Annotated in this window: 19 protein-coding genes; 8 read left to right on the forward strand and 11 right to left on the reverse strand. The window is 68.7% G+C overall.

All coding sequences use genetic code 11. The features are described from left to right. The first annotated feature begins 1 nt into the window (after position 1). The 5 genes from ABL843_RS29475 to ABL843_RS29495 all read left to right on the forward strand — a co-directional run bounded on the left by ABL843_RS29475 (position 2) and on the right by ABL843_RS29495 (position 4,966). Positions 2-1,447: a nicotinate phosphoribosyltransferase gene (locus ABL843_RS29475; protein WP_418118320.1), complete on the forward strand. Its 1,446-nt coding sequence runs from the start codon at positions 2-4 to the stop codon at positions 1,445-1,447. Positions 1,448-1,527: 80 nt separating this feature from the next. Then, positions 1,528-2,682, forward strand: coding sequence for an MGDG synthase family glycosyltransferase (locus tag ABL843_RS29480; protein WP_418118321.1), 1,155 nt, complete (start codon positions 1,528-1,530; stop codon positions 2,680-2,682). After that, positions 2,679-3,176: a hypothetical protein gene (locus ABL843_RS29485; protein WP_418118322.1), complete on the forward strand. Its 498-nt coding sequence runs from the start codon at positions 2,679-2,681 to the stop codon at positions 3,174-3,176. The genes ABL843_RS29480 and ABL843_RS29485 overlap by 4 nt, the downstream gene beginning before the upstream one ends. Beyond that, positions 3,173-3,748, forward strand: coding sequence for a dual specificity protein phosphatase family protein (locus ABL843_RS29490; RefSeq protein ID WP_418118323.1), 576 nt, complete (start codon positions 3,173-3,175; stop codon positions 3,746-3,748). Before ABL843_RS29485 ends, ABL843_RS29490 begins: the two co-directional genes overlap by 4 nt. An 87-nt stretch (positions 3,749-3,835) precedes the next feature. Next, positions 3,836-4,966 (forward strand): zinc-binding dehydrogenase, encoded by a 1,131-nt coding sequence (locus ABL843_RS29495; RefSeq protein ID WP_418118324.1) that lies wholly within the window; start codon positions 3,836-3,838, stop codon positions 4,964-4,966. Positions 4,967-5,022: 56 nt separating this feature from the next. Here the strand turns inward: ABL843_RS29495 and fusA are convergent, their stop codons facing one another. From fusA to ABL843_RS29550, 11 genes are all read right to left on the reverse strand, one after another. Next, positions 5,023-7,041: an elongation factor G gene (gene fusA, locus ABL843_RS29500; protein ID WP_418118325.1), complete on the reverse strand. Its 2,019-nt coding sequence runs from the start codon at positions 7,039-7,041 to the stop codon at positions 5,023-5,025. A 456-nt stretch (positions 7,042-7,497) separates the two neighbouring features. Beyond that, positions 7,498-8,196 carry a two-component system response regulator KdpE gene (kdpE, locus tag ABL843_RS29505; RefSeq protein WP_395317883.1) on the reverse strand — a complete coding sequence of 233 codons (699 nt, stop codon included), beginning with the start codon at positions 8,194-8,196 and terminating at the stop codon, positions 7,498-7,500. A gap of 4 nt (positions 8,197-8,200) precedes the next feature. Next, positions 8,201-10,942: a DUF4118 domain-containing protein gene (locus ABL843_RS29510; protein ID WP_418118326.1), complete on the reverse strand. Its 2,742-nt coding sequence runs from the start codon at positions 10,940-10,942 to the stop codon at positions 8,201-8,203. Positions 10,943-10,954: 12 nt separating this feature from the next. Then, entirely contained in the window at positions 10,955-11,089 is a 135-nt protein-coding gene (locus ABL843_RS29515) for a hypothetical protein (protein ID WP_019657716.1), read from the reverse strand. After that, positions 11,079-11,393: a hypothetical protein gene (locus ABL843_RS29520; RefSeq protein WP_418118328.1), complete on the reverse strand. Its 315-nt coding sequence runs from the start codon at positions 11,391-11,393 to the stop codon at positions 11,079-11,081. Before ABL843_RS29520 ends, ABL843_RS29515 begins: the two co-directional genes overlap by 11 nt. Before the next feature lie 67 nt (positions 11,394-11,460). Further along, positions 11,461-12,093: a potassium-transporting ATPase subunit KdpC gene (kdpC, locus tag ABL843_RS29525; protein ID WP_418118329.1), complete on the reverse strand. Its 633-nt coding sequence runs from the start codon at positions 12,091-12,093 to the stop codon at positions 11,461-11,463. A gap of 13 nt (positions 12,094-12,106) precedes the next feature. After that, positions 12,107-14,206 carry a potassium-transporting ATPase subunit KdpB gene (gene kdpB, locus ABL843_RS29530; protein WP_418118331.1) on the reverse strand — a complete coding sequence of 700 codons (2,100 nt, stop codon included), beginning with the start codon at positions 14,204-14,206 and terminating at the stop codon, positions 12,107-12,109. 10 nt (positions 14,207-14,216) lie between these two features. Next, positions 14,217-16,016: a potassium-transporting ATPase subunit KdpA gene (gene kdpA, locus ABL843_RS29535; RefSeq protein WP_418118332.1), complete on the reverse strand. Its 1,800-nt coding sequence runs from the start codon at positions 16,014-16,016 to the stop codon at positions 14,217-14,219. Position 16,017: 1 nt separating this feature from the next. Next, positions 16,018-16,116, reverse strand: a complete 99-nt coding sequence (kdpF, locus tag ABL843_RS29540; protein ID WP_019657711.1) for a K(+)-transporting ATPase subunit F — start codon at positions 16,114-16,116, stop codon at positions 16,018-16,020. Then, the gene (locus tag ABL843_RS29545; RefSeq protein ID WP_418118334.1) at positions 16,113-16,250 is read right to left on the reverse strand and encodes a hypothetical protein; all 138 of its coding nucleotides are present in this window, start codon (positions 16,248-16,250) and stop codon (positions 16,113-16,115) included. The genes kdpF and ABL843_RS29545 overlap by 4 nt, the downstream gene beginning before the upstream one ends. A gap of 192 nt (positions 16,251-16,442) precedes the next feature. Further along, the gene (locus tag ABL843_RS29550) at positions 16,443-16,859 is read right to left on the reverse strand and encodes a hypothetical protein (protein ID WP_418118336.1); all 417 of its coding nucleotides are present in this window, start codon (positions 16,857-16,859) and stop codon (positions 16,443-16,445) included. A gap of 591 nt (positions 16,860-17,450) precedes the next feature. Here ABL843_RS29550 and ABL843_RS29555 point away from each other — a divergent pair. From ABL843_RS29555 to ABL843_RS29565, 3 genes are read left to right on the forward strand one after another with little or no spacing between them, the layout of a single operon-like run. Next, complete coding sequence (locus ABL843_RS29555; RefSeq protein WP_418118337.1) at positions 17,451-18,563, forward strand: efflux RND transporter periplasmic adaptor subunit; 1,113 nt, start codon at positions 17,451-17,453, stop codon at positions 18,561-18,563. Next, positions 18,560-21,640: a MexW/MexI family multidrug efflux RND transporter permease subunit gene (locus ABL843_RS29560; protein WP_369660483.1), complete on the forward strand. Its 3,081-nt coding sequence runs from the start codon at positions 18,560-18,562 to the stop codon at positions 21,638-21,640. Before ABL843_RS29555 ends, ABL843_RS29560 begins: the two co-directional genes overlap by 4 nt. Continuing rightward, positions 21,637-23,076, forward strand: a complete 1,440-nt coding sequence (locus tag ABL843_RS29565) for an efflux transporter outer membrane subunit (RefSeq protein WP_418118338.1) — start codon at positions 21,637-21,639, stop codon at positions 23,074-23,076. The genes ABL843_RS29560 and ABL843_RS29565 overlap by 4 nt, the downstream gene beginning before the upstream one ends. The last annotated feature ends 11 nt before the right edge of the window (positions 23,077-23,087 follow it).

The following is a 23,087-nucleotide window of genomic DNA, read 5'->3' on the forward strand; positions in this document are numbered from 1 at the left end:
CATGAACCGCAATCTCAATTCCACGCCCCTGGGCAACAACCTGCTGCTGCGCACCGACTCGTACAAGGTCTCGCACTGGATGCAGTACCCGCCCGGCACGCAGACCGTGTACAGCTACATCGAGTCTCGCGGCGGCATCTTCAGCCACTCGCTGTTCTTCGGGCTGCAGGCCTACCTGCGCGAATACCTGCAGACGCCGGTGACGCGCGACGACGTCGAGGAAGCCGCAGCGCTCATGGCCGTGCACGGCGAGCCCTTCAACCGCGAGGGCTGGCTGCGGCTGATCGAGAAGCACGGCGGACTGATGCCGGTGCGCATCCGCGCCGTGCCCGAAGGCAGCGTGATGCCGGTGCACAACGTGCTCGCCACCATCGAGAACACCGACCCCGAGTTCTTCTGGGTCACGAGCTTCCTCGAGACCGAGCTGCTTCGCGCCATCTGGTACCCCACCACGGTCGCCACGCTCTCGGCCGCCGCGCGCACCACGCTGCTGCGCTACCTGGAAGCGACCTGCGACGACCCGCAGGGGCAGATCGCCTTCAGGCTGCACGACTTCGGCGCGCGCGGCGTGTCGAGCCTCGAATCGGCCGCGCTCGGCGGCATGGCGCACCTGGTGAACTTCATGGGCACCGACACGCTGGCCGCGCTGGTCGCCGCGCGCCGCTACTACGACTGCGACGTGGCGGGCTTCTCGATTCCCGCAGCCGAGCACAGCACCATCACCGGCTGGGGCCGGGAGCATGAATCGGACGCGTACAGCAACATGGTCGATCAGTTCGGCAAGCCCGGTGCGACCTTCGCGGTGGTGAGCGACAGCTACGACATCTTCAACGCCTGCGCCCGCATCTGGGGCGAGGAGCTGAAGGCGAAGGTGGTGACCTCGGGCGCGACGCTGGTGGTGCGGCCCGACTCGGGCGACCCGGCCGAGACCACGTTGCAGGTTGCGCGCATCCTGGCCGACCGCTTCGGCACCACGACCAACGCCAAGGGCTTTCGCGTGCTGAACAACGTGCGCATCATCCAGGGCGACGGCGTGACGCTCGACTCGCTACGGCTGTGCCTGTCGAACTTCTATCACAACGGTTTCTCGGCGGAGAACATCGCCTTCGGCATGGGCGGCGGGCTGCTGCAGCAGGTCAACCGCGACACCATGCAGTGGGCGATGAAGTGCTCGGCGATGCAGGTGAACGGCGAGTGGCGCGACGTGTACAAGTCGCCTGTTGGAGACGTGGGCAAGGCTTCGAAGAAGGGGCGGCTTGCGCTGGTGCGCGGCGAAGGTGGCGAGGTGCGTACCCTGCGCGAGGAAACGCTCGGACCTGACCAGGCCGATCTGCTGCAGACCGTGTTCGAGAACGGGCGCATCGTGGAGAGCACCAGCTTCGAGGCTGTGCGTGAGCGGGCTGCTGCCGGCGTCGGCCAGCTGATCACCTCGCGCGCGCCGCTTTGAGCCTGCGGGGTCGTGCCCCGGGAGTGCGCGGAATCGGCTGCCACACGGCATCGCCATAATCCGCGCAACTCCCGGATTCCATGACCAAACTCCTGATCCTCAGCGTGAGTGCCGGCAACGGCCACGTGCGTGCAGCACAGGCGCTCGCCGCCACCGCGCAGTCCCTCGCTCCGCCCTGCACGGCGGTCCACATCGACGCGATGGCCCACGTGGCCGCGGGGTTCCGCAAGGTCTACACCGACTGGTACATCCAGCTCGTGAATCGCGCGCCCGAGCTGTGGTCGTACCTGCACCAGCGCACCGACGTCACGCCGCACCATGCGCCCTCGCAGCGCCTGCGCCGAGGCATCGAGCGGCTGAGCACCGGCGCGCTGGTACGCGAGATCCGCCGCGAGAAGCCTGACGCGGTGATCTGCACGCACTTCCTGCCCGCCGAGCTGCTGATGCGCGAGCGCAACCGGGGTCGCATCGACTACCCCGTGTGGCTTCAGATCACCGACTACGACCTGCACAACATGTGGCTGGTACCGGGCATGACGGGCTACCTGGCCGCGACGGAGGAAGTGGCTTTCCGCCTGCGAGCGCGCGGCATTCCGGCCGAGCGCATCCACGTCACGGGCATTCCGGTGATGCCCGCCTTCTCCGAACCCGATGCGCCCGCGCTGGCGCGTGACGCCTGCGTGGCCGGACTTGGCCTCGACCCTTCGCGGCCGGTGCTGCTCATGGTGTCGGGCGGCGCCGGCGTCGGCGACCTGCCGAGCATGGTCGAGCGCGTGCTCGGCATGGGCGGGCCCGACGGGAAGCCGAACGACTTCCAGGTGATCGCCGTGGCGGGCCGCAACGCGGAGGCGCACGGCAGGCTCGAAGCGCTGGCCAGGCGCCACCCGGGCCGCGTGGCGGCCATCGGCTTCACCAACGAGATGCACAGGATGATGGCAGCGTCCGACCTGGTGGTGACAAAGCCCGGCGGCCTCACGGTGTCGGAATGCCTGGCGCTGGGCAAGCCGATGCTGCTGATCTCGCCGATTCCGGGGCAGGAAGAACACAACGCCGGCTTCCTCATGGAGGAAGGCGCCGCATGGCTCGCCTACGACGCCATCGGCCTCGACTACAAGGTGGCGCGCCTCATGGCTGATGCCGCCAAGCTCGCGAGCATGGCGACTCGCAGCCGAGCGCTGGGCAAGCCGCAGGCCGCGCGATCGGTGCTGCATCACGTTCTCGGGACGCCCGCATGAGCCCCGCCACCGAAAAGACGAGCGTGGCCCGCACGCTCGGCTACCTCGTCTGGGTCATCGTCATGGCCTTCTTCTTCGCCAATGCCGAGATCCAGATCGAAGGCGGCGCCGGCTGGGCCACCTCGCTTCCCACATGGCGCATCGAGAACAGCATCTGGCTCGACATCTTCTGGGGCGGCCGCGCGATGACGGGCTACCACGCCTGGGTCTTCACCTTCATGGCGCTGGTGTTCTTCTCGCCGCTGGCCTTCAACGGCCGATGGACCTGGCGCGACGTGGGGTTGGCGGTGGCGGGCCTGATCGTGTTCTGGGTCTGCGAGGACTTCACCTGGTTCCTCATCAACCCGGCCTTCGGCTGGGAGCGCTTCAACCCGGTGGACGCTTTCTGGCACAAGCACTGGCTGTGGGGCGCGCCCGTGGACTACTGGGGCGGGCTCGCGGTGGCGGCGATCATCCTGGCGACGCGGCACTGGCCGCGCAAGGGCAGCCGATGAGCAGCAGCAGAAGAAAACGCAGGGAACGCGGGCAGGAGCCCATCGCCGAGGCGCCGCGCCCCGGCCATTGGGCCGATCCGCTGGACGCGCTGGGCGTGGAGAACCTGCACCGCATCACGCCCACGCTGTACCGCAGCGCGCAGCCGAAGCGCTCGAATCTCGCCGCGCTGCAGTCGCTGGGCATCCGCACCGTAGTGAGCCTGCGTTCATTCAACGACGACCGCAAGGTGTTCGCCGGCAGCGGCATCCGGCTGGTGCGCGTGCCGATCAACACCTGGTCCATCGACGACGCCAAGGTTCTGCGCGCGCTGCAGGCCATCCGCGCGGCCGAGAAGCAGGGCCCGGTGCTCATCCACTGCATGCACGGCGCCGACCGCACCGGCGTGGTCGCGGCGGTCTACCGCATGGCGCTGCAGGACTGGGACAAGGACAGCGCCCGCCACGAGATGCTGCGCGGCGGCTACGGCTACCACACGCTGTGGCGCAACATCCCGCGCTACATCGAGCGGCTCGATCCGGCCGCCATGCGCGACGCGCTGGCCCAGGCGCCTGCGATTGCGGTGGTGTCCTGAAGGCGCCAGCAGGCCGCGGAACCCGCTCCTATACTGGCCGCCCCGTGGCCGAAGGCCATCCGCGAACCTGACCAGAAGGGACCTCCCATGGCACTGCAAATCCGCTCCCTCATTCGTTCCAGCGGCGAACTCGAACTCTCGCTGCACGACGACCCCATCCCCGAGCCGCAGGCCCACGAAGTGGTGATCCGCGTCGAGGCATCGCCGCTCAATCCGTCCGACCTGGGCCTGCTTTTCGGCGCGGCCGACATGAGCACCGCCAAGGCCTCCGGCACCGCCGATCGCCCCGTCGTCACCGCCACCGTGCCCGAGCGCGTGCTGCCCGCCATGAAGGCGCGGCTCGACGAATCGATGCCCGTCGGCAACGAAGGCGCGGGCGTGGTGGTGAAGGCAGGCTCCTCGCCGCAGGCGCAGGCGCTGCTCGGCAAGACGGTGGCCGCCATCGGCGGCGCGATGTATTCGCAGTACCGCTGCCTAGCCGCCGCCCAGTGCATGGAGCTGCCGGCGGGCACCACGCCGGCCGAAGGCGCCTCGTGCTTCGTCAACCCCCTCACCTCGCTGAGCATGGTCGAAACCATGCGCATGGAAGGCCACAAGGCGCTGGTGCACACCGCCGCCGCGTCCAACCTGGGCCAGATGCTCAACAAGATCTGCCAGAAGGACGGCATCGCGCTCGTCAACATCGTGCGCAAGCAGGACCAGGAAGACCTGCTGCGCAGCCTCGGCGCCAAGTACGTGTGCAATTCGAGCTCGCCCACCTTCATCGAGGACCTGACCCAGGCCCTCGCCGAGACCGGCGCCACCCTGGCCTTCGACGCCATCGGCGGCGGCAAGCTCGCCGGCCAGATCCTCGGCTGCATGGAAGCCGCCATCAACCGCACCGCCAAGGAATACAGCCGCTACGGCTCCAACACCCACAAGCAGGTCTACATCTACGGCGGCCTCGACCGCAGCCCGACCGAGGTCGTGCGCAACTTCGGCATGACCTGGGGCATGGGCGGCTGGCTGCTGTTCCCCTTCCTGCAGCGCCTTGGCGACGCCGGCACGCAGCGCCTGAAGGCCCGCGTGGTTGCCGAACTGAAGACCACGTTCGCGAGCCACTACACGCGCGAGGTGTCGCTGGTGGAGATGCTGCAGCTCGATGCCATCGGCGTGTATGGCAAGCAGGCTACGGGGGAGAAGTTCCTGCTGAATCCGAACAAGGGCATCACGGTCTGACGGTCTCGTCCTGAAGAAAAAAAGGGCGGTCCCGAGGGACCGCCCTTCCAGGGCCATCAGCTCTTCACGAGCGTGGCCATCTCGTTCGCAGGCGCCACTGCGTAGTGGTCGAACTGCATCGTGTACTGCGCACGGCCCGAAGACAGCGCGCGCAGGTTGCCGATGTAGCCGAACATCTCCTTCAGCGGCACATGTGCCTCGACGACGGCGGCGTTGCCGCGCATAGCCTGGCCGCGAACCATGCCGCGCCGACGGGTCAGATCGCCGATGCAGTCGCCCAGGTAGTCGGCTGGCGTGATGACTTCCACCGACATCACCGGCTCCAGCACCAGCGGCTCGGCTTGCGCGGCCGCTTCGCGGAACGCGGCGCCTGCGGCCAGTTCGAACGCCATCGCCGACGAATCGCGCTCATGGTGGCTGCCGTCCACCAGCGTGGCAATGAAGTCCACGCAAGGGAAGCCGGCCACCACGCCCGATTGCGCGGCGCGGCGGATGCCGGCCTCGACCGCGGGAATGAACTCGCGCGGAATGACGCCGCCCACCACCTGGCTATCGAACACGATGCCTTCGCCTCGCGCCAGCGGCGCAATGCGCAGCCTCAGCTCGGCGAACTGACCGGGGCCGCCGGTCTGCTTCTTGTGCACATGGTGCACCTCCGTTTCTCTAACTATCGTTTCCCGATAGGCGACCTGGGGCCGTCCCACCGACACTTCGACGCCGTACTTCGCGCGCAGTTTCTCGATGGACACATCGAGCTGCAGCTCGCCCATGCCCGACAGGATCGTCTGGCCCGATTCGGCGTCCTGCCTCAGCTGCAGGCTGGGGTCTTCCCGCAGCATGGCCTGCAGCGCCTTCGACAGCGACTGCTGGTCGGCCTGCGCCTTCGGCTCGATCGCGACGTGGATCACGGGCTCGGGCACGGTGATCTCCTCCAGATGCACCGGATGATTCCGGTCACACAACGTGTGACCGGTCAGCGTGTCCTTCAGCCCGACGATGGCGGCGATGTCGCCGGCCACGAGCTCGTCGCGTTCGATGCGGTCGTCCGCATGCACTTCGTACAGCCGCGCCGCGCGTTCCATGCGGCCCGTCGCGGCATTCAGCACCGTGTCGCCACGCCTGAGCCTGCCGCTGTAGACACGCACGAACGTCATCGCGCCGTGGTCGTCGCTGGCGATCTTGAACGCGAGCGCCGCGAACGGCGCCTGCGAATCGCTGGCCGAGCCCACTTCACCCGGCTTCGGCAGCCAGTCGACGACAGCATCGAGCAGCGGTTCGACGCCGCGATTGCGATACGCCGAACCCGCAAGCACCGGCACGAAGGCACCGGCCAGCACGCCCTTTCGGATGCATGCGCGCAGCACCTCGGCCGATGGCTCTTCGCCGTACAGGTAGGCGACCATCGCCGCTTCATCCTGCTCGACGGCGAGCTCCACGAGCGCCGCGCGGTGGCGCTGCGCCGCAGCCAGCATTTCGGCAGGCACGTCGGCCACGCTATACGGCTGGCTCGCATCGTCCTTGTCCCACACGAGCGCGCGCATGCCGACGACGTCGACCACGCCACGGAAGTCGCCTTCTGCGCCTATGGGCAGCTGCACCGCCAAGGCCTTCACGCCCAGGCGCTCTTCCATCATCGCGACGACGCGCAGGAAGTCGGCACCGAGGCGGTCGAGCTTGTTGACGAAGGCGATGCGCGGCACGCGGTACCTGTCCGCGAGGCGCCAGTTCGTCTCGGACTGGGGCTCCACGCCCGCCACGCCGTCGAACACCACGACGGCACCGTCGAGCACGCGCAGCGAACGGTTCACTTCGATGTTGAAGTCGATGTGGCCGGGCGTGTCGATCAGGTTGATCTGCGCCCCGTTCCAGTGCACCGTGATGGCCGCGCTGCTGATGGTGATGCCGCGTGTCTGTTCCTGCGGCTCGAAGTCCATGCGCGCGGTGCCGCGGCTCACGTCGCCGATGCGATGGCTCTCGCCCGCATGGAACAGGATGCGCTCGGTGGTCGTGGTCTTGCCCGCGTCGACGTGGGCAATGATGCCGATGTTGCGGAGGTTTCTGGGTTTCGGGTTCATGACGAATCTTTCTTTTCATTGATTCGAAGCACGCGTCGAGCCGCCTTGCTTCGAAAGCCTGGTTGGCACGCGCCGGCCCCAGGCATGAAAAATTCGCCTGAAGGGCTAGCGACGAACGGCGTCGTGCTGGTTAGCGATGCGGCGGCCGGAGCCCGGGCGCACGGTGTCCACGCTCCGGCGGAGGCGAATCGTGGCGATCAGCTTGTCGTAGGTACGCATGGCGTTGTGAGGATGAGGATCAGAAAAAACAAAACCCCGGAAGGACGAACCTGCCGGGGTCTTTCAATACCGGAAGGCGCGCAACGCCTTCAGGACGCGATCGAAGGCGATGTCAGGTGGCGATGAACGCCTCGATGGCTTGAGTGAATTTCATGGTGGACGGGATTGTGGAGATGTCGGTTAACAAACGCAAGCACCGCGATGCGCAGTGTTGGCCCGAAGTCACGGGGGCGGCCCCTAGACTACCAGCCGATACCCCACCGCCGTCTCCGTCAGCAGATGCTTCGGCTGCGCCGGATCGGCCTCCAGCTTCTGCCGCAGGTGCCCCATGTAGATCCGCAGGTAGTGGCTCTGGTCGGTGTACGACGGGCCCCACACTTCGCGCAGCAGCTGGCGCTGCGTCAGCACGCGTCCCGCGTTCGCGACGAGCACCGACAGCAGGCGGTATTCAGTCGGCGTGAGGTGCACTTCGGCGCCGGCGCGGCGCACGAGGCGCGCGGAGCGGTCGAGTTCGATCTCGCCGAAGCGGAACAGCGCCTCGGGTGCCGCTTCTTCCGTGCTGCTGGCGGCACGCGGGCGGCGCAGGTTGGCGCGCACGCGGGCCAGGAGCTCGCCGGTGCCGAAGGGCTTGGTGAGATAGTCGTCGGCGCCGGCGTCGAGGGCGGCGATCTTGTCGGCTTCGTCGGTGCGTGCCGACAGCACGATGATCGGCACGGCCGACCAGCCGCGCACGTCGCGGATCAGCGAGACGCCGTCGCCGTCGGGCAGGCCGAGGTCGAGCACGAGCAGGTCGGGCTGGCGCGTGCCTGCCGCGGCGAGGCCGTCGCGCAGGGTGCCGGCCTCGTGCACCACCCAGCCTTCGGCTTCCAGGGCGCCGCGCACGAACCGGCGGATCTGCGGCTCGTCTTCGATAACGATGGCGGTGGGAGAAGGCATGGGTTCAGAGTTGGGCTTCGGCAGGCTCGGGTGGCTCACGCCGTGGGATCGTGACGGTGAATTCTGCACCGCCATCGCGCGCATTCTCGGCGGCGATCTCGCCCCCATGCGCGCTCACCACCGCCTTGCAGATCGCCAGGCCCAGGCCCACGCCCGGCGTGGCGGATTCGGCCTCGCCGCGCGTGAACTTGTCGAAGAGCTTCTGTTCATGGCCCAGCAGCGCGGCCGGCAGGCCGGGGCCGTGGTCGCGCACGGTCAGCACCAGCGCGCCGGGCTCGGCACGCGCGCCGACCACGATGGGCGGCGCGCCGTACTTGGTGGCGTTCTCCAGCAGGTTGACCAGCACGCGCTCGATGAGCACCGCGTCGAACTCGACCAGCGGCAGCCCGGGGTCGAGCGCGGTCTGCACCACGATGCCGCCCAGCGAGGTGCGGGCCGCACGGATGGCCGAGCCCACCACCTCCTCCACCGACTGCCAGTCGCGCCGCAGGTTCACCGCTCCGCCGGCGATGCCGCTTTCGAGCCGCGCCATGTCGAGCAGGTTGCTCACCAGCGCATGCAGCTCATGCGCCTGCGCGACGATGGCGCGCGCGGCGTTGGCGTGCTCCTCGGGCGGCAATGTCTGCAGGGACTCGGCCAGCGCGATGAGCGCGGTGAGCGGCGTGCGCACGTCGTGCGAGATGGCGCCCAGCAGCGCGTTGCGTAGCCGCTCCGACTCCATTTCGACCACGGCCTGCTGCGCCACCTCGACGTAGTGCACGCGTTCCAGCGCGATGGCGATCTGCCGCGCCAGCGTGTCGAGCTGCTGCGCCTGTTCGGGAATGAGCAGCCAGCGCGGCTGCGCGGGCGAGAGCGCGAGCACGCCGCGAACGCGCATCGGCGCGCGCAGCGGCACGTAGTGCCAGGGCTGGGCCGCGAGGGTGGCGGTGGCGAGGCCCGCGCTCTGGCCATGGCGGAAGGCCCAGTCGGCCACCTGCGCATCGAAGCCGTCGGGCGCGTCGGCGGGCATCACGAGCTGGTCGGCCGCGTCGGTCACCAGCACCAGCGCATCGCCGCCGAAATGGCCCCGCACGGCGGCCGTGCCGAGCGCGACCACCTGCGAGCTCTCCAGCGCCGCCGAGAGCTCGCGCGTGAGCTCGAACAGCGATCGCGCGCGCCGCTCGCGGCTGGTCGACACGCCCGCCGCGAAACGCAGCCCGGCCGTGAGCTGCCCCACCAGCAGGCCCACGCCGAGCATGATCGCGAAGGTCAGCACGTACTGCACGTCGCTCACCGCGAACGACAGGCGCGGCGGCACGAAGAAGTAGTCGAAGGCCGCGACGTTGAGCAATGCCGCCAGCGCCGACGGCCCGCGCCCGAAGCGCATCGCCACGCCCACCACGCCGAGCAGGAACAGCATGACGATGTTCGACAGCTCCAGCACGTTGGCCAGCGGCGTGCAGACCAGCGTGAGCGCGACGCTTGTGGCCGTCGCCCATGCATAGCCGGGCCAGTGGATGGGCGCCTTCTCGTGGTCGTCGCTGTCGATGCTCGCGCCCTGCAGCGGCGCGCGAGAGAGCCGGCGCGAGCTTTCGGCGGGCGCGACTTCCATGATGTCGAGCGCCGGTGCGCGCTGCGCCAGCGTGCGCGCGAGCGGCACCGTCTTCCCGGGCCGCCAGCGCCGCCAGCCGGCCTCGGGCTGCGGGCGGCCCAGCACCAGCGTGGCGCAGTTCAGGCGCCTCGCCTGTTCGGCCAGCTGCTCGGCCACGTCGGAGCCGGTGAGCACCGCCGTGGCCGCGCCCAGTTCTTCGGCGAGCTTGAGCACCGCAAGGATGCGGTCGCGCTCGGTGGCGGCCAGCCGCTGCAATCGAGGTGTCTCGACATACGCCGCATGCCAGCGCACGTTGAGCTGCCCCGCGAGCCGCGCCGCCGTGCGCACCGTCTGCGCCGCGCCTTCGTGCGGGCCGACGCACGCGAGGATCGCACCCGATGTGTTCCAGGCCTGCAGGTCGCGCCCGCTTCCGACCGCCCCCGATTGCTCCACACGCCAGCCGCGCACGTCGTCTTCCACGTGTTCGGCGGTGCGCCGCAGCGCGATCTCGCGCAGGGCGATGAGGTTGCCCTTGCGGAAGAAGTTCTGCGCCGCACGCTCGGCCTGCTGCGGCAGGTAGACCTTGCCGGCCGCGAGCCGCGCGGTGAGCTCGTCGGGCGTGACGTCGACCAGCACCACCTCGTCGGCCTCGTCGAGCACGGTGTCGGGCACGGTCTCGTGCACGCGCACGCCGGTGATGGCGCCGACCGTGCCGTTGAGGCTCTCGAGGTGCTGCACGTTCAGCGCCGACCACACTTCGATGCCGGCGGACAGCAGCTCCTGCACGTCCTGCCAGCGCTTGGCGTGGCGCGAGCCGGGGGCGTTGGTGTGGGCCAGCTCGTCGACCAGCAGCACGGCGGGCTTGCGCGCGAGCGCTGCATCGAGGTCGAACTCGGCGAGCGTGCGCCCGCGGTAGTCCAGCTCGCGCAGCGGCAGCGCCTCCAACCCCGAGAGCAGCGCGGCGGTCTCGCTGCGGCCATGGGTCTCGACCACGCCGATCAGCACATCGCGCCCCGCAGCCCGCTCGCGCTGCGCCGCGCTGAGCATGGCCCATGTCTTGCCGACGCCCGCGCTGGCGCCGAAGTAGATGCGCAGCTTGCCGCGCTGGGCGCGCGCCTCGTCGCTGCGCAGCTGCGCGAGCAGCGCGTCGGGGTCGGGGCGGAGCACGTCGTTCATCGGCGGCACAGGTTAGCGCATCGGGCCGTCCTTGCGGCGCGAACGCTGGTGGCGCCGCGCGGTGCGCGACAACACCCACCACGCGAAGCCCAGCGGCACGAAGAGCGCCGCCATGGCCAGCAGCGCCATCAGGAGGTCAGTGACCATGACGCAGGCCGCAGCGCGCGAGGTGCTCGCGCCAGCTCACGAGCCGGCCGATCTCGCCCGAGGGGACGCATTCGATCAGCCGGTGCAGCACGTCGGCATAGCGGGCGAGCGGCAGGCGGATCATCAGGCGCACGCAGGGCGCATCGCTTTCCTGCGAGCTGCAGGCATGCAGCAGCGGCTCGCAGCGCACCACGCCCGCCTCGGGGCAGCCGGCGATGCTGCGGCGCACGCGCAGGGCGTCGGCGCAGCAGACCGTGACGTCGAGCACGTAGAACGGGCTGCCGTTGCCCTTGTCGGTGTTCATGGAAGCGCGCGTTCTCGGCGCACCGGGATGTTCTCGATAGGCGGCATAGGCCATGGCTTGTTTCTCCTCAACGCGGTGTCGAAGGACTGAATGAACCGGAGGCGGCGTCCAGCGCGATGTTCAGCGCCAGCACGTTGACGCGCGGCTCGCCCAGGAAGCCCAGCAGGGGCTGCTGCGTGTTCCTGTCGATCAGCGACTGCACCTGCGCGAGCGGCATGCCGCGCACGCGCGCCAGGCGCGCCGCCTGGTACTGCGCGGCGGCGGGGCTGATGTCGGGATCGAGCCCGCTGGCCGAGGCCGTGACGAGGTCGACCGGCACCGGCGCAACGTTGTCCGGATCGGCTGCGCGCAGCGCTTCCACGCGCGCCTTCACCGCATCGGTCAGCGCGGGGTTGAGCGGACCCTGGTTGGATCCGCCCGAGGCGCTCGCGTTGTAGGGCTGCGGCGCGGTGGCCGACGGCCGGCCCCAGAAATGCTTCGGATCGCTGAAGTTCTGGCCGATGAGCTTCGAGCCGACGGTGGTGCCGTCGAGCACGATCAGGCTGCCCGCCGCCTGATCGGGAAACGCCGCCTTCGCGACGCCGGTGACGGCCATCGGGTAGATCAGGCCGGTGAGCGCGCTCAGCAGCACGAAGAGCACGAGCGCGGGGCGGACGATGCCGCCCTCGCAGCCATTGCCGTTGATGGTGTTGTTGTTCATCACGGAATACTCCTCAGACGAGATGGACGGCCACGAGCAGCCAGTCGATCAGCTTGATGCCGATGAAGGGCACGAGCAGGCCGCCCAGGCCGTAGATGGCCAGGTTGCGGCGCAGCAGCGCAGCGGCACCCACCGGCCGGTAGCGCACGCCCTTGAGCGCCAGCGGGATCAGGAACACGATCACCAGCGCGTTGAAGATCACCGCGCTCAGGATGGCCGACGACGGGCTCGCGAGCCGCATCACGTTGAGCGCGCCCAGCTGCGGGTAGGTCGAGATGAAGATCGCCGGGATGATGGCGAAGTACTTCGCCACGTCGTTCGCGATCGAGAAGGTGGTGAGCGAGCCGCGTGTCATCAGGAGCGCCTTGCCGGTCTCCACCACTTCCAGCAGCTTGGTCGGGTTGGAGTCGAGGTCGACCATGTTGCCGGCCTCCTTGGCGGCCTGCGTGCCGCTGCCCATGGCCACGGCCACGTCGGCCTGCGCGAGCGCGGGGGCGTCGTTGGTGCCGTCGCCGGTCATGGCCACGAGGCGGCCTTCGGACTGGTACTGGCGGATCAGCGCGAGCTTGTCCTCGGGCGTGGCTTCGGCCAGGAAGTCGTCCACGCCGGCCTCGGCGGCGATGGCCGCGGCCGTGAGCTTGTTGTCGCCGGTGATCATCACCGTCTTGATGCCCATGCGGCGCAGCTCGGCGAAGCGCTCCTTGATGTCGGTCTTGACGATGTCCTTGAGCTCGACGATGCCGAGCACGCGGTTGCCCTCGGCCACCGCCAGCGGCGTGCTGCCACGGCGCGCAGCTTCCTCGGCTGCGCGCAGCACCTCGGGCGCGGCCGTGCCGCCGATGGCCTCGACGTGGCGGCGCACCGCGTCGACCGCGCCCTTGCGCAGCAGCACGGGGTCGGTGTCCAGGCTGTTGGGGGCGGCCGGCAGGTCGGCGCCGCTCATGCGCGTCTGCGCGGTGAAGGCGACGAAGCGGGCGCCCTCCACCGGCGTCGGCTCCAGGCCTTCGCGGCGCGCGAGCTCGACGATGCTGCGGCCCTCGGGGGTCTCGTCGGCCAGCGAGGCGATCATCGCGGCGCGAGCGAGCCGCGCCTTGGTCACGCCCGGCGCAGGCAGGAAGGCGCTGGCCTGGCGGTTGCCGTGCGTGATGGTGCCGGTCTTGTCGAGCAGCAGCACGTCGACGTCGCCGGCGGCTTCCACCGCGCGGCCCGAAGTGGCGATCACGTTGGCCTGCATCATGCGGCTCATGCCGGCCACGCCCACGGCCGACAACAGGCCGCCGATGGTGGTCGGGATCAGGCACACCAGCAGCGCGACCAGCGCGGTGAGCGACACCACCGTGCCCGCACCCGCGGCCTCCACGCTGAAGATGGAGAAAGGCAGCAGCGTGACCGTGACCACCAGGAACACGATGGTCAGCGCCACCAGCAGGATGGTCAGCGCGATCTCGTTCGGCGTCTTCTGGCGCTTGGCGGCCTCGACCATGCCGATCATGCGATCGAGGAACGACTCGCCCGGGTTCACCGAGATGCGCACCACCAGCCAGTCGGACAGCACGCGGGTGCCGCCGGTCACGGCCGAGAAGTCGCCGCCCGATTCGCGCACCACGGGTGCCGATTCGCCGGTGATGGCGCTCTCGTCGACCGAGGCCACGCCTTCGATCACTTCGCCGTCGAGCGGAATCACGTCGCCGGTCTCGACCAGCACCACGTCGCCCTTGCGCAGGTTGGGCGCCTGTTCGGGTAGCCACTGCGCGCCATGGTGCGGCTCCTGCAGCTTCTTGGCCCAGGTGTCCTTGCGCAGGCCGCGCAGCGATGCGGCCTGCGCCTTGCTGCGGCCTTCGGCCAGCGCCTCGGCGAAGTTGGCGAACAGCACGGTGAACCACAGCCAGATGGTCACGGCCAGCACGAAGGCGGGCTTCATGCCGGTGTCGCCCGGGAAGCTCAGCGCATGCACCCAGAGCACCGTCGTGAGGATGCTCCCGATGTAGACGATGAACATCACCGGGTTGCGCCACTGCGTGCGCGGGTTGAGCTTGGCGAAGGCAGCCCACAGCGCGGGCCTGACCAGCGCCGCGTCGAAGAGCGAGAGAGAGGTTTTTGTATTGGCGGTCATGGCGGGCTCCTTACTTCCAGAGCACCAGGTGCTCGACGATGGGCCCCAGGGCCAATGCCGGCACATAGTTGAGCAGGCCGACCAGCAGCACCGTGCCGATCAGCAGCGAGACGAACAGCGGGCCGTGCGTGGGCAGCGTGCCGCTGGTGACGGGCAGGCGCTTCTTGGCGGCCAGCGCGCCCGCCACGGCGAGCACCGGCACGATCATCGCGAAGCGGCCGAGCCACATGGCCAGCGCGAGCAGGCCGTTGTAGAAGGGCGTGTTGGCCGACAGGCCCGCGAAGGCGCTGCCGTTGTTGTTGGCGGCGGAAGTCAGTGCGTACAGGATTTCGGAGAAACCATGCGCGCCGGGGTTCGCGATGCCGGCCTTGCCAGCGCCCGCGATCACCGCCACCGCGGTGCCGGCCAGCACCAGGATCGGCGTGACCAGGATGGCGATGGAGATCAGCTTCATCTCGCGCACCTCGATCTTCTTGCCGAGGTACTCGGGCGTGCGGCCGATCATCAGGCCGGCGATGAAGACAGCGAGCATCGCGAAGATCAGCATGCCGTACAGGCCCGAGCCCACGCCGCCGAAGACCACTTCGCCGAGCTGCATCAGCACCAGCGGCACCATGCCGCCCATCGGGGTGAGCGAGTCGTGCATGCCGTTCACCGCGCCGCAGGAAGCAGCCGTGGTGATGGCCGCGAAGAGCGAGGAGGCGTCGATGCCGAAGCGCACTTCCTTGCCTTCCATGTTGCCGCCGGCCTGCAGCGCGCCGTGCATCTGGTCGACGCCCAGCGGGGTCAGCAGCGGGTTGCCGGCCTGCTCGGCGGGCGTGATGACGATGACGGCGACGACGAACATCACCGTCATTGCCGCGAGCACCGCCCAGCCCTGGCGCATGTCGCCCACCACGTGGCCGAAGGTGAAGCACAGCGCCGCCGGAATCAGGAAGATCGCGATCATCTGCAGCAGGTTCACCAGCGCCGTCGGGTTCTCGTAGGGATGTGCCGAGTTGGCGTTGAAGAAGCCGCCGCCGTTGGTGCCCAGCATCTTGATCGCCTCCTGCGAGGCGACCGGGCCCATGGCGAGCGTCTGCGTCTTGGTGGTGGCGTCTTCCATCACCGGCTGGCCCTTGTCATCCTTCAGCGGCTGGCCGTCGGCGCCGTTCTTCGGCTGCTGGAAGGCGGTGGTCTCGAGCGTGCTCACTTCCTTGTAGGCGTCGAAGTTCTGGATCACGCCCTGGCCCGCGAAGACCACGGCGAGCACGAAGGAGATCGGCACCAGCACCCACAGTGTGACGCGCGTGATGTCGGCCCAGAAGTTGCCCACCAGCCCCTTGCCGTCGCCCCGGCGCGCGAAGCCGCGCACCAGCGCGAAGGCCACCGCGATGCCGGTGGCGGCGGAGAAGAAGTTCTGCACCGCGAGCCCGAGCATCTGCGTGAGATAGCTCATGGTCGACTCGCCGGCATAGCCTTGCCAGTTGGTGTTGGCCACGAAGCTCACCGCGGTGTTGAAGGCCGAGTCGGGCGACACGGCCGCCATGCCCGCGGGGTTGAGCGGCAGCCATGCCTGCAGGCGCTGCAGTGCATAGACGAAGATCGCGCCGATGGCATTGAAGGCCAGCAGCGCGAAGGCATAGCGCAGCCAGTGCATCGACTGCTCGGGCTTCGTGCCCGCGAGCTTGTAGAGCGGCGCCTCGATGCGCTGCATCCAGCGCGGCACGCGCTCGTTGCACAGCGCGGCAAGGAACTTGCCGACCGGCCATGCGAGCACGCCCAGCAGGACGAGGAAAAGGGCCAGCAGGCCCCAGGCGGAGGAGGTCATTTCAGAATTCCTCCGCGCAGATCAGCGCGAACACCAGGTACGCGAAAAGAACCACGGCGATCAGCGCGCCGAAGCCGTAAAGAACTTCGAGGCTGATCACGATGAGGCTCCATCGGCGGCGTTCGACGCCTTGTTCGACGGGTTCTTCGGCGCATCGAGCCTTTTCAGCCCGACCACCATGGCCCCCACCATGGCCCACAGCGCCAGCAAGGCGCCCATCCAGACGATGTCCATGCATCACTCCTGCATACGAGAAAAGATGGGAGTCAGTCTCGGCAGTCGGGCGTCAAAACGGGGGAAAGAGTGATGGGGTGGGCGTAAAGAAAGCGTAAAAACGCGGCCGCCGCGCTCGTGAGGCGGGGCTGGGAACAGCCCGAGCGCCTTTGCCGGGCTGTACTCCCGGCAGGGGCACGACGCACAAGACGATCAGTACTTGAAGCCAGGTATCGGGACCAGACTGCAGTCCGGCGCATTCACCGGGTTCAGCTGGACAACGGCATAGTTTCCGTTTGATCGGATGAGGTCCGGCGGATAGACATTCGCGCTGGAATGGATGGGCAAGCCCCCCAGCAGGTTTTTCAAAGCGCTGGCCGCTGCATCGGCTCGGCGCCTTGCGAGTTCCTTTCGGTCCTTCTTGGCCTCATTGCCAGCGGCCACGCCCTCGACATCGGCATCGCCGTACTGGAACAAGCCACGAACTTCAACCAGCCAGCTAGCCAACCGCACAATCTGCTTCGATTCGAGTTGCGCAGAGTCTTCCTGAAAATCCAGTGTGATCTGGATCACCCGTGAACATCCCTGCGCGTTGGCGGAGGCCAACGTCAGCGCCAGGACCAGAGACATCAACCTAGTCGACATAGAGCACGTAGCCAGTGATGCTGTCCGCGTTGAAACGCGCTTCCTCGGGGTTCGAGGCCAGAGGGAGGCTTTTCCGCATAGTTCCGACGGTGTCCTTCGAGGAAAAGGTGTCATCGAAGTGAGTCACCTCGTGGATGAGCGTGCTGAGCCGTGAGTCGATCGAAAAGGCGGCATCAGGAATGCTGCAGAACCCCGGGGGCGATGCCGATGGTATGCGTCCTGGTGGATCACCCACCACGATCACCTTTCGCATCATTGCAATGAATCTCCGAGTTGAGGACGTCGACTTGTAGAGAGACCGGGCGGCATCGCTCGCCAAGCACCGCAGACAAAGCTCTGCGCCGCGACTTACTTCACGCGACGCATTCGGCCTGACAGAAGAGCCCGACTGTCACAACAAGCCCGGCCGGCACGTCTCAGGTCTGCGGCATTTCCCGCTCGACTCCCGGAGACCAGACATGCACTGCCTTGCGCGAATAGCCCCGGCCTATGACGGCCATTGCGATGCCTTCATCGACAGGCAAACGACATCAACAAATAATCAAAGTACTTTCTTTGATTAATAATGGACGTCGTATGAACAAGCAATCAAGGGCCTGGCTGGGTGCCGGCCTTGCGACACTGGTATTGGGAGGCGCCGGCTTCGGGCTCGCCACCAAGCTGCGGCCCGCGCATGCGGAGGGTGGAGGCGGCATGCCGCCGGCCAAGGTGGCAGTCGCCGCTGCGCAGAAGACGGAAGTGGCGCGCTTCCTCGGCGGCATCGGCACGCTGGAGGCCAACCGGCAGGTGGAGGTGCCGGCCGAGGTGGAGGGGCGCATCGCGAAGATCCTCTTCACGCCCGGCGCCGAGGTGCGCGCGGGGCAGGTGCTGGTGCAGCTCAACGACGCGCCCGAGCAGGGCGACCTGGAGCGGCTGAAGGCCCAGCGCGCCAATGCGAGGGCGCTGCTGGAGCGCACGCGCCGGCTGGTGCCGCAGCAGGCGGCGACGCAGGAGCAGCTCGAACAGGCGCAGGCCGCCTTCGACCAGGCCAGCGGCGAGCTGCGGCGCGTGCAGGCGCTGCTGGAGCAGAAGCGCATCAAGGCGCCGTTCGACGGCGTGCTCGGCATCCGCCGCGTCAACCTCGGGCAGTTCGTGCGCGCGGGCGATGCGCTGGTGTCGCTCACCGACAGCCGCACGCTCTTCGCCAACATCACGCTGCCCGAGACCGCCCTGCCCGCGCTCAAGCGCAACCAGCAGGTGGCGCTGTCGGTCGACGCGTATCCGGGACGCGTGTTCCAGGGCAGGCTCAGCACCATCGAGCCACAGATCGGCAGCGACACGCGCACGGTGCGCCTGCAGGCCACGGTCGACAACGCCGACGGCGCGCTCGCGCCGGGCATGTTCGTCAACGGCCGGGTCGCGCTGCCGGCACGCACCGACGCCATCACCGTGCCCGAGACGGCCATCACCTACAGCACGCACGGCGACTCGGTGTTCATCGTGGTTCCCGCTGAAAAAGGCGGCGGCTTCTCCGCGCAGCAGGTCTTCGTGAAGGCCGGCGAGCGGCAGGACGGGCTGGTGGTGATCGAGAAGGGCCTCTCGCCCGGCGACAAGGTCGTCACCTCGGGCCAGTTGCGCCTTTACACCGGCGCGGCCGTCGCGCTCGGCGACAAGGACACGCTGTCGCTCACGCAGGAATCGAAGTCATGAAGTTCACCGACCTCTTCGTGCGCCGGCCCGTGCTGGCGCTGGTGGTGAGCACCCTCATCCTGCTGCTGGGCGCGCGCGCCCTGGGCGACCTGCCGGTGCGGCAGTACCCGCTGACCGAGAGCACCACGCTCACCATCACCACGCAGTACCCCGGCGCCTCGCCGGAGCTGATGCAGGGCTTCGTCACGCAGCCGATCGCACAGGCGGTGGCGACCATCGAGAACGTCGACTACCTTTCCTCCTCGTCCACGCTGGGCCGCAGCGTGATCAGCGTGCGCATGAAGCTCAACGCCGACGCCAACCAGGCGCTCACGCAGGCGATGGCGCAGGTCAGCCAGGTGAAATACCGGCTGCCGGCCGAGGCCTTCGACCCTGTGATCCTGAAGTCGTCGGGCGAGGCCACCGCCGTGGCGTACGTGGGCTTCTCCAGCAAGACGATGCCGATGCCCGCGCTCACCGACTACCTCTCGCGCGTGGTGCAGCCGCAGTTCGCCTCCATCACCGGCGTCTCGGGCGTGGAGGTGTCGGGCGGGCAGACGCTGGCGATGCGCGTATGGCTCGACCCCAACCGCATGGCGGCGCGCGGCATCTCGGCCGGCGAGCTGGCCGACGCCCTGCGCCAGAACAACGTGCAGGCCGCGCCGGGGCAAGTGAAGGGCCTGTACGTGGTGTCGAACATCCGCGTGAACACCGACCTGGTGAACGTGGCCGAGTTCCGCGACATGGTCGTCAAGCGCGAGGGCGATGCCATCGTGCGACTGGGCGACGTGGCCACCGTGGAGCTGGGCGCGGCCAGCGCTGACAGCAGCGCGACCATGGACGGCGTGCCCGCCATATACCTCGGCCTGCAGGCCGCGCCCAACGGCAATCCGCTGGTGATCGTCAAGCGCATCCGCGAGCTGCTGCCCGGCATCAAGCAGAACCTGCCACCAGGCGTGGAGGTGCAGCTGCCCTTCGAGCTGGCGCGCTTCATCGAGGCGTCCATCGACGAGGTGCGCCACACGCTGCTGGAGGCCATCGCCATCGTGGTGATCGTGATCTTCCTGTGCCTGGGCTCGGTGCGCGCGGTGCTGATTCCGGTGGTGACCATTCCGCTGTCGATGCTGGGCGCGGCCGCGCTGATGCTGCTGTTCGGCTTCAGCATCAACCTGCTGACCTTGCTGGCGATGGTGCTGGCCATCGGGCTGGTGGTGGACGACGCCATCGTGGTGGTGGAGAACGTGCACCGGCACATCGAGGAAGGCAAGTCGCGGGTGCAGGCCGCATTGATCGGCGCACGCGAAGTGGCCGGCCCGGTGATTGCCATGACGCTCACGCTGGCAGCGGTGTACGCGCCCATCGGCCTCATGGGCGGTCTCACCGGCTCGCTCTTCAAGGAATTCGCCTTCACGCTGGCGGGCGCGGTGGTGGTGTCGGGCGTGATCGCGCTCACGCTGTCGCCGGTGATGAGCTCCTTCCTGCTTCCGCAGGACGCCACCGGCAGCCGCATGGCGCGCGCGGCCGAGAGCTTCTTCCACCGGCTCGCCACGGGCTACGGCAGGCTGCTCGACGTGTCGCTGCACCATCGCTGGGCCACCGGCATCTTCGCGGCGCTGGTGCTGGCGAGCCTGCCCTTCCTCTACAACGCGGCGCAGCGCGAGCTCGCACCCGGTGAAGACCAGGCCATGGTGCTGACGGCCATCAAGTCGCCGCAGCACGCCAACATCGACTACGTCGAGAAGTTCGGCAAGAAGTGGGACGACGTGTTCGCCTCGCTGCCCGAGAACACCGGCCGCTGGCTCATCAACGGCTCGGACGGCGTCTCCAACAGCATCGGCGGCGTGCAGCTTTCCGACTGGAAGGACCGCAAGCGCAACGCCGACCAGATCCAGGGAGACACGCAGGGCCGCATGAACGAGGTGGAAGGCAGCAGCGTCTTCGCTTTCCAGCTGCCCTCGCTGCCGGGCTCCACCGGCGGGCTGCCGGTGCAGATGGTGATCCGCAGCGCGGGCGACCACCGCACCGTGTTCGAGGCGATGGAGGCGCTGAAGAAGTCGGCGCGCGACAGCGGCAAATTCATCGTGGTCGACAGCGACCTGGAGTTCAACAACCCCACGGTCGAGATCCGCGTGGACCGCGCCAAGGCCAACAGCATGGGCGTGACGATGAAGTCCATCGGCGACACGCTCGCGGTGCTGGTGGGCGAGAACTACGTCAACCGCTTCGGCATGGACGGCCGCTCGTACGACGTGATTCCGCAGTCGCCGCGCGAGCAGCGGCTGACGGCCGAGGCACTCTCTCGCTACTTCGTGAAGAGCGCGAGCGGCCAGCCGGTGCCACTGGCCAACCTGGTGCAGCTGTCGACCAGCGTGGGGCCGAACAAGCTCACGCAGTTCAACCAGCTCAACGCCGCCACCTTCCAGGCCATTCCGGCACCGGGCGTGACCATGGGCGACGCGGTGGCCTTCCTGAGCGAGGAGGCGAAGAAGCTGCCGGCCGGCTTCAGCTACGACTGGCAGTCGGACGCGCGGCAGTTCACGCAGGAAGGCTCGGCGCTGGTGATGGCCTTCGTGTTCGCCATCGTCGTGATCTACCTGGTGCTGGCGGCGCAGTACGAGAGCCTGCGCGACCCATTGATCATCCTGATCAGCGTGCCGATGTCGATCTGCGGCGCGCTGGTGCCGCTGGCGCTGGGCTTCGGCACCATCAACATCTACACGCAGATCGGGCTGGTGACGCTGATCGGGCTCATCAGCAAGCACGGCATCCTGATGGTGGAGTTCGCCAACGAGATTCAGATGCACAAGGGCCTGGACCGGCGCTCGTCCATCGAAGAGGCCGCGCGCATCCGGCTGCGCCCCATCCTGATGACCACCGCCGCGATGGTGGTGGGCCTGGTGCCGCTGCTCTTCGCGAGCGGGGCCGGCGCCAACAGCCGCTTCAGCATCGGGCTGGTGATCGTGGTCGGCATGCTGGTGGGAACACTCTTCACGCTCTTCGTGCTGCCCACCATGTACACGCTGCTGGCGCGCGACCACCGCGCCGAAGGCCGCTCGCAGCGCGCGGCCGAACTCGAAGCGCTGGCCGAAGGAGCATGACCATGAACCGACTCTTTTCCTACGCGGCTCCCTTCGCGCTGGGCATGCTGGTACTCGCCGGCTGCGCCGTCGGGCCCGACTACAGGGCTCCGGCGGATGCGCCGGTGGTCATCCGCGCACCGGAGAGTTCGCTCTTCGCCAACGACGCGGTGCAGCGCGACTGGTGGAGCCAGCTCGACGATCCGCAGTTCGACGCGCTCGTCGACCGTGCGCTGGCCGAGAACCACGACATCCGCATCGCGCAGGCCCGCCTGCTCGAAGCCCGAGCGGTGCAGACCGGGGCGGAGCTAGACCGGCTGCCGGTGGTGACCGCCAGCGCGAGCAAGACGCGCGGCATCGCCCAGGGCAACAACGGCGCGCAGCCCGATGTGCGCTCGCTGGCACAGAGCAGCCGCGCGGGTTTCGACGCCTCGTGGGAGATCGACCTGTTCGGCCGCCTGAAGCGCCTGGACGAGGCCGCGACCGCGCGCGCCGAGGCCAGCGCGGCCGACCTGGAGCAGGTGCGCATCGTCGCGGTGGCCGAGCTGGCGCGCAACTACTACGAGATGCGCGGCGCCGAGCAGCGAATCGCGGTGACGCGCCGTACGCTGGACAGCCTTCGCCAGAGCCTGCGCGTGACCGAGGCGCAAGTGCAGACCGGCCGCGCCCTCGAAGGCGACCTGGCGAGCGCGCAGGCCAACCTCGCGACCACCGAGAGCCAGCTGCCCGCGCTGGAAACCACGCGCCGCCAGTCGGCCTACCGCGTCGCGGTGCTGGCCGGCCTGCGCCCGGGCGAGCTGGAGCCGATGCTGCAGCCGCGCCAGCTGCGCGCGATCGACAAGCGCCTGCCCGTGGGCGACCTGAGCGATCTGCTGCGCCGCCGGCCCGACGTGCTGCGCGCCGAGCGCGGGCTTGCCGCGAGCACGGCCGACGTGGGCGCGGTCACGGCCGAGCTGTATCCGCGCTTCGAAATCGGCGGCTTCCTCGGCTTCATCGCGTTGCGGGGTTCGGACCTCGGCAGCTCGTCGAGCCGGGCCTTCAGCGTGACGCCGGGCGCGAGCTGGCCTGCCCTGCGGCTGGGCTCGGTGAAGGCCCGCGTGCGCGGCGCCGAAGCCCGCGCCGAGGGCGACCGCGCACTCTACGAGCAGACGGTGCTGCGCGCCATCGAGGACGTGGAAGGCGCGCTCACCGGCTATGGCCAGAACCAGCTGCGCCTGCAGCGGCTGGTGGAAGCATCGGCCCGCAGCAGCCGCGCCGCCGAACTGGCCGAGGTGCGCTACCGCGAAGGCGCCGCGCCCTACCTGAGCGTGCTCGATGCCCAGCGCAGCCTGCTGCGCGCGCAGGACGCCGTGGCCGAGGCCGAAACCGCCTCCTACACCAGCCTCGTCGCGCTCTACAAGGCGCTGGGCGGTGGCTGGCAAGCACCCGCGGTGGCGAAGGGAGCGCCAACCACCTGACAATGGTGCTG

The organism is Variovorax sp. 350MFTsu5.1 (genome assembly GCF_048302515.1).
GTDB classification, from domain to species: Bacteria; Pseudomonadota; Gammaproteobacteria; order Burkholderiales; family Burkholderiaceae_C; genus Variovorax; species Variovorax guangxiensis.

Coding starts and splice junctions, on each gene's coding strand:
- ABL843_RS29475 (WP_418118320.1), top strand. CDS start 2: ATGAACCGCAATCTCAATTCCACGCCCCTGGGCAACAACCTGCTGCTG.
- ABL843_RS29480 (WP_418118321.1), top strand. CDS start 1,528: ATGACCAAACTCCTGATCCTCAGCGTGAGTGCCGGCAACGGCCACGTG.
- ABL843_RS29485 (WP_418118322.1), top strand. CDS start 2,679: ATGAGCCCCGCCACCGAAAAGACGAGCGTGGCCCGCACGCTCGGCTAC.
- ABL843_RS29490 (WP_418118323.1), top strand. CDS start 3,173: ATGAGCAGCAGCAGAAGAAAACGCAGGGAACGCGGGCAGGAGCCCATC.
- ABL843_RS29495 (WP_418118324.1), top strand. CDS start 3,836: ATGGCACTGCAAATCCGCTCCCTCATTCGTTCCAGCGGCGAACTCGAA.
- fusA (WP_418118325.1), bottom strand. CDS start 7,041: ATGAACCCGAAACCCAGAAACCTCCGCAACATCGGCATCATTGCCCAC.
- kdpE (WP_395317883.1), bottom strand. CDS start 8,196: ATGCCTTCTCCCACCGCCATCGTTATCGAAGACGAGCCGCAGATCCGC.
- ABL843_RS29510 (WP_418118326.1), bottom strand. CDS start 10,942: ATGAACGACGTGCTCCGCCCCGACCCCGACGCGCTGCTCGCGCAGCTG.
- ABL843_RS29515 (WP_019657716.1), bottom strand. CDS start 11,089: ATGGTCACTGACCTCCTGATGGCGCTGCTGGCCATGGCGGCGCTCTTC.
- ABL843_RS29520 (WP_418118328.1), bottom strand. CDS start 11,393: ATGAACACCGACAAGGGCAACGGCAGCCCGTTCTACGTGCTCGACGTC.
- kdpC (WP_418118329.1), bottom strand. CDS start 12,093: ATGAACAACAACACCATCAACGGCAATGGCTGCGAGGGCGGCATCGTC.
- kdpB (WP_418118331.1), bottom strand. CDS start 14,206: ATGACCGCCAATACAAAAACCTCTCTCTCGCTCTTCGACGCGGCGCTG.
- kdpA (WP_418118332.1), bottom strand. CDS start 16,016: ATGACCTCCTCCGCCTGGGGCCTGCTGGCCCTTTTCCTCGTCCTGCTG.
- ABL843_RS29545 (WP_418118334.1), bottom strand. CDS start 16,250: ATGGACATCGTCTGGATGGGCGCCTTGCTGGCGCTGTGGGCCATGGTG.
- ABL843_RS29550 (WP_418118336.1), bottom strand. CDS start 16,859: ATGTCTCTGGTCCTGGCGCTGACGTTGGCCTCCGCCAACGCGCAGGGA.
- ABL843_RS29555 (WP_418118337.1), top strand. CDS start 17,451: ATGAACAAGCAATCAAGGGCCTGGCTGGGTGCCGGCCTTGCGACACTG.
- ABL843_RS29560 (WP_369660483.1), top strand. CDS start 18,560: ATGAAGTTCACCGACCTCTTCGTGCGCCGGCCCGTGCTGGCGCTGGTG.
- ABL843_RS29565 (WP_418118338.1), top strand. CDS start 21,637: ATGACCATGAACCGACTCTTTTCCTACGCGGCTCCCTTCGCGCTGGGC.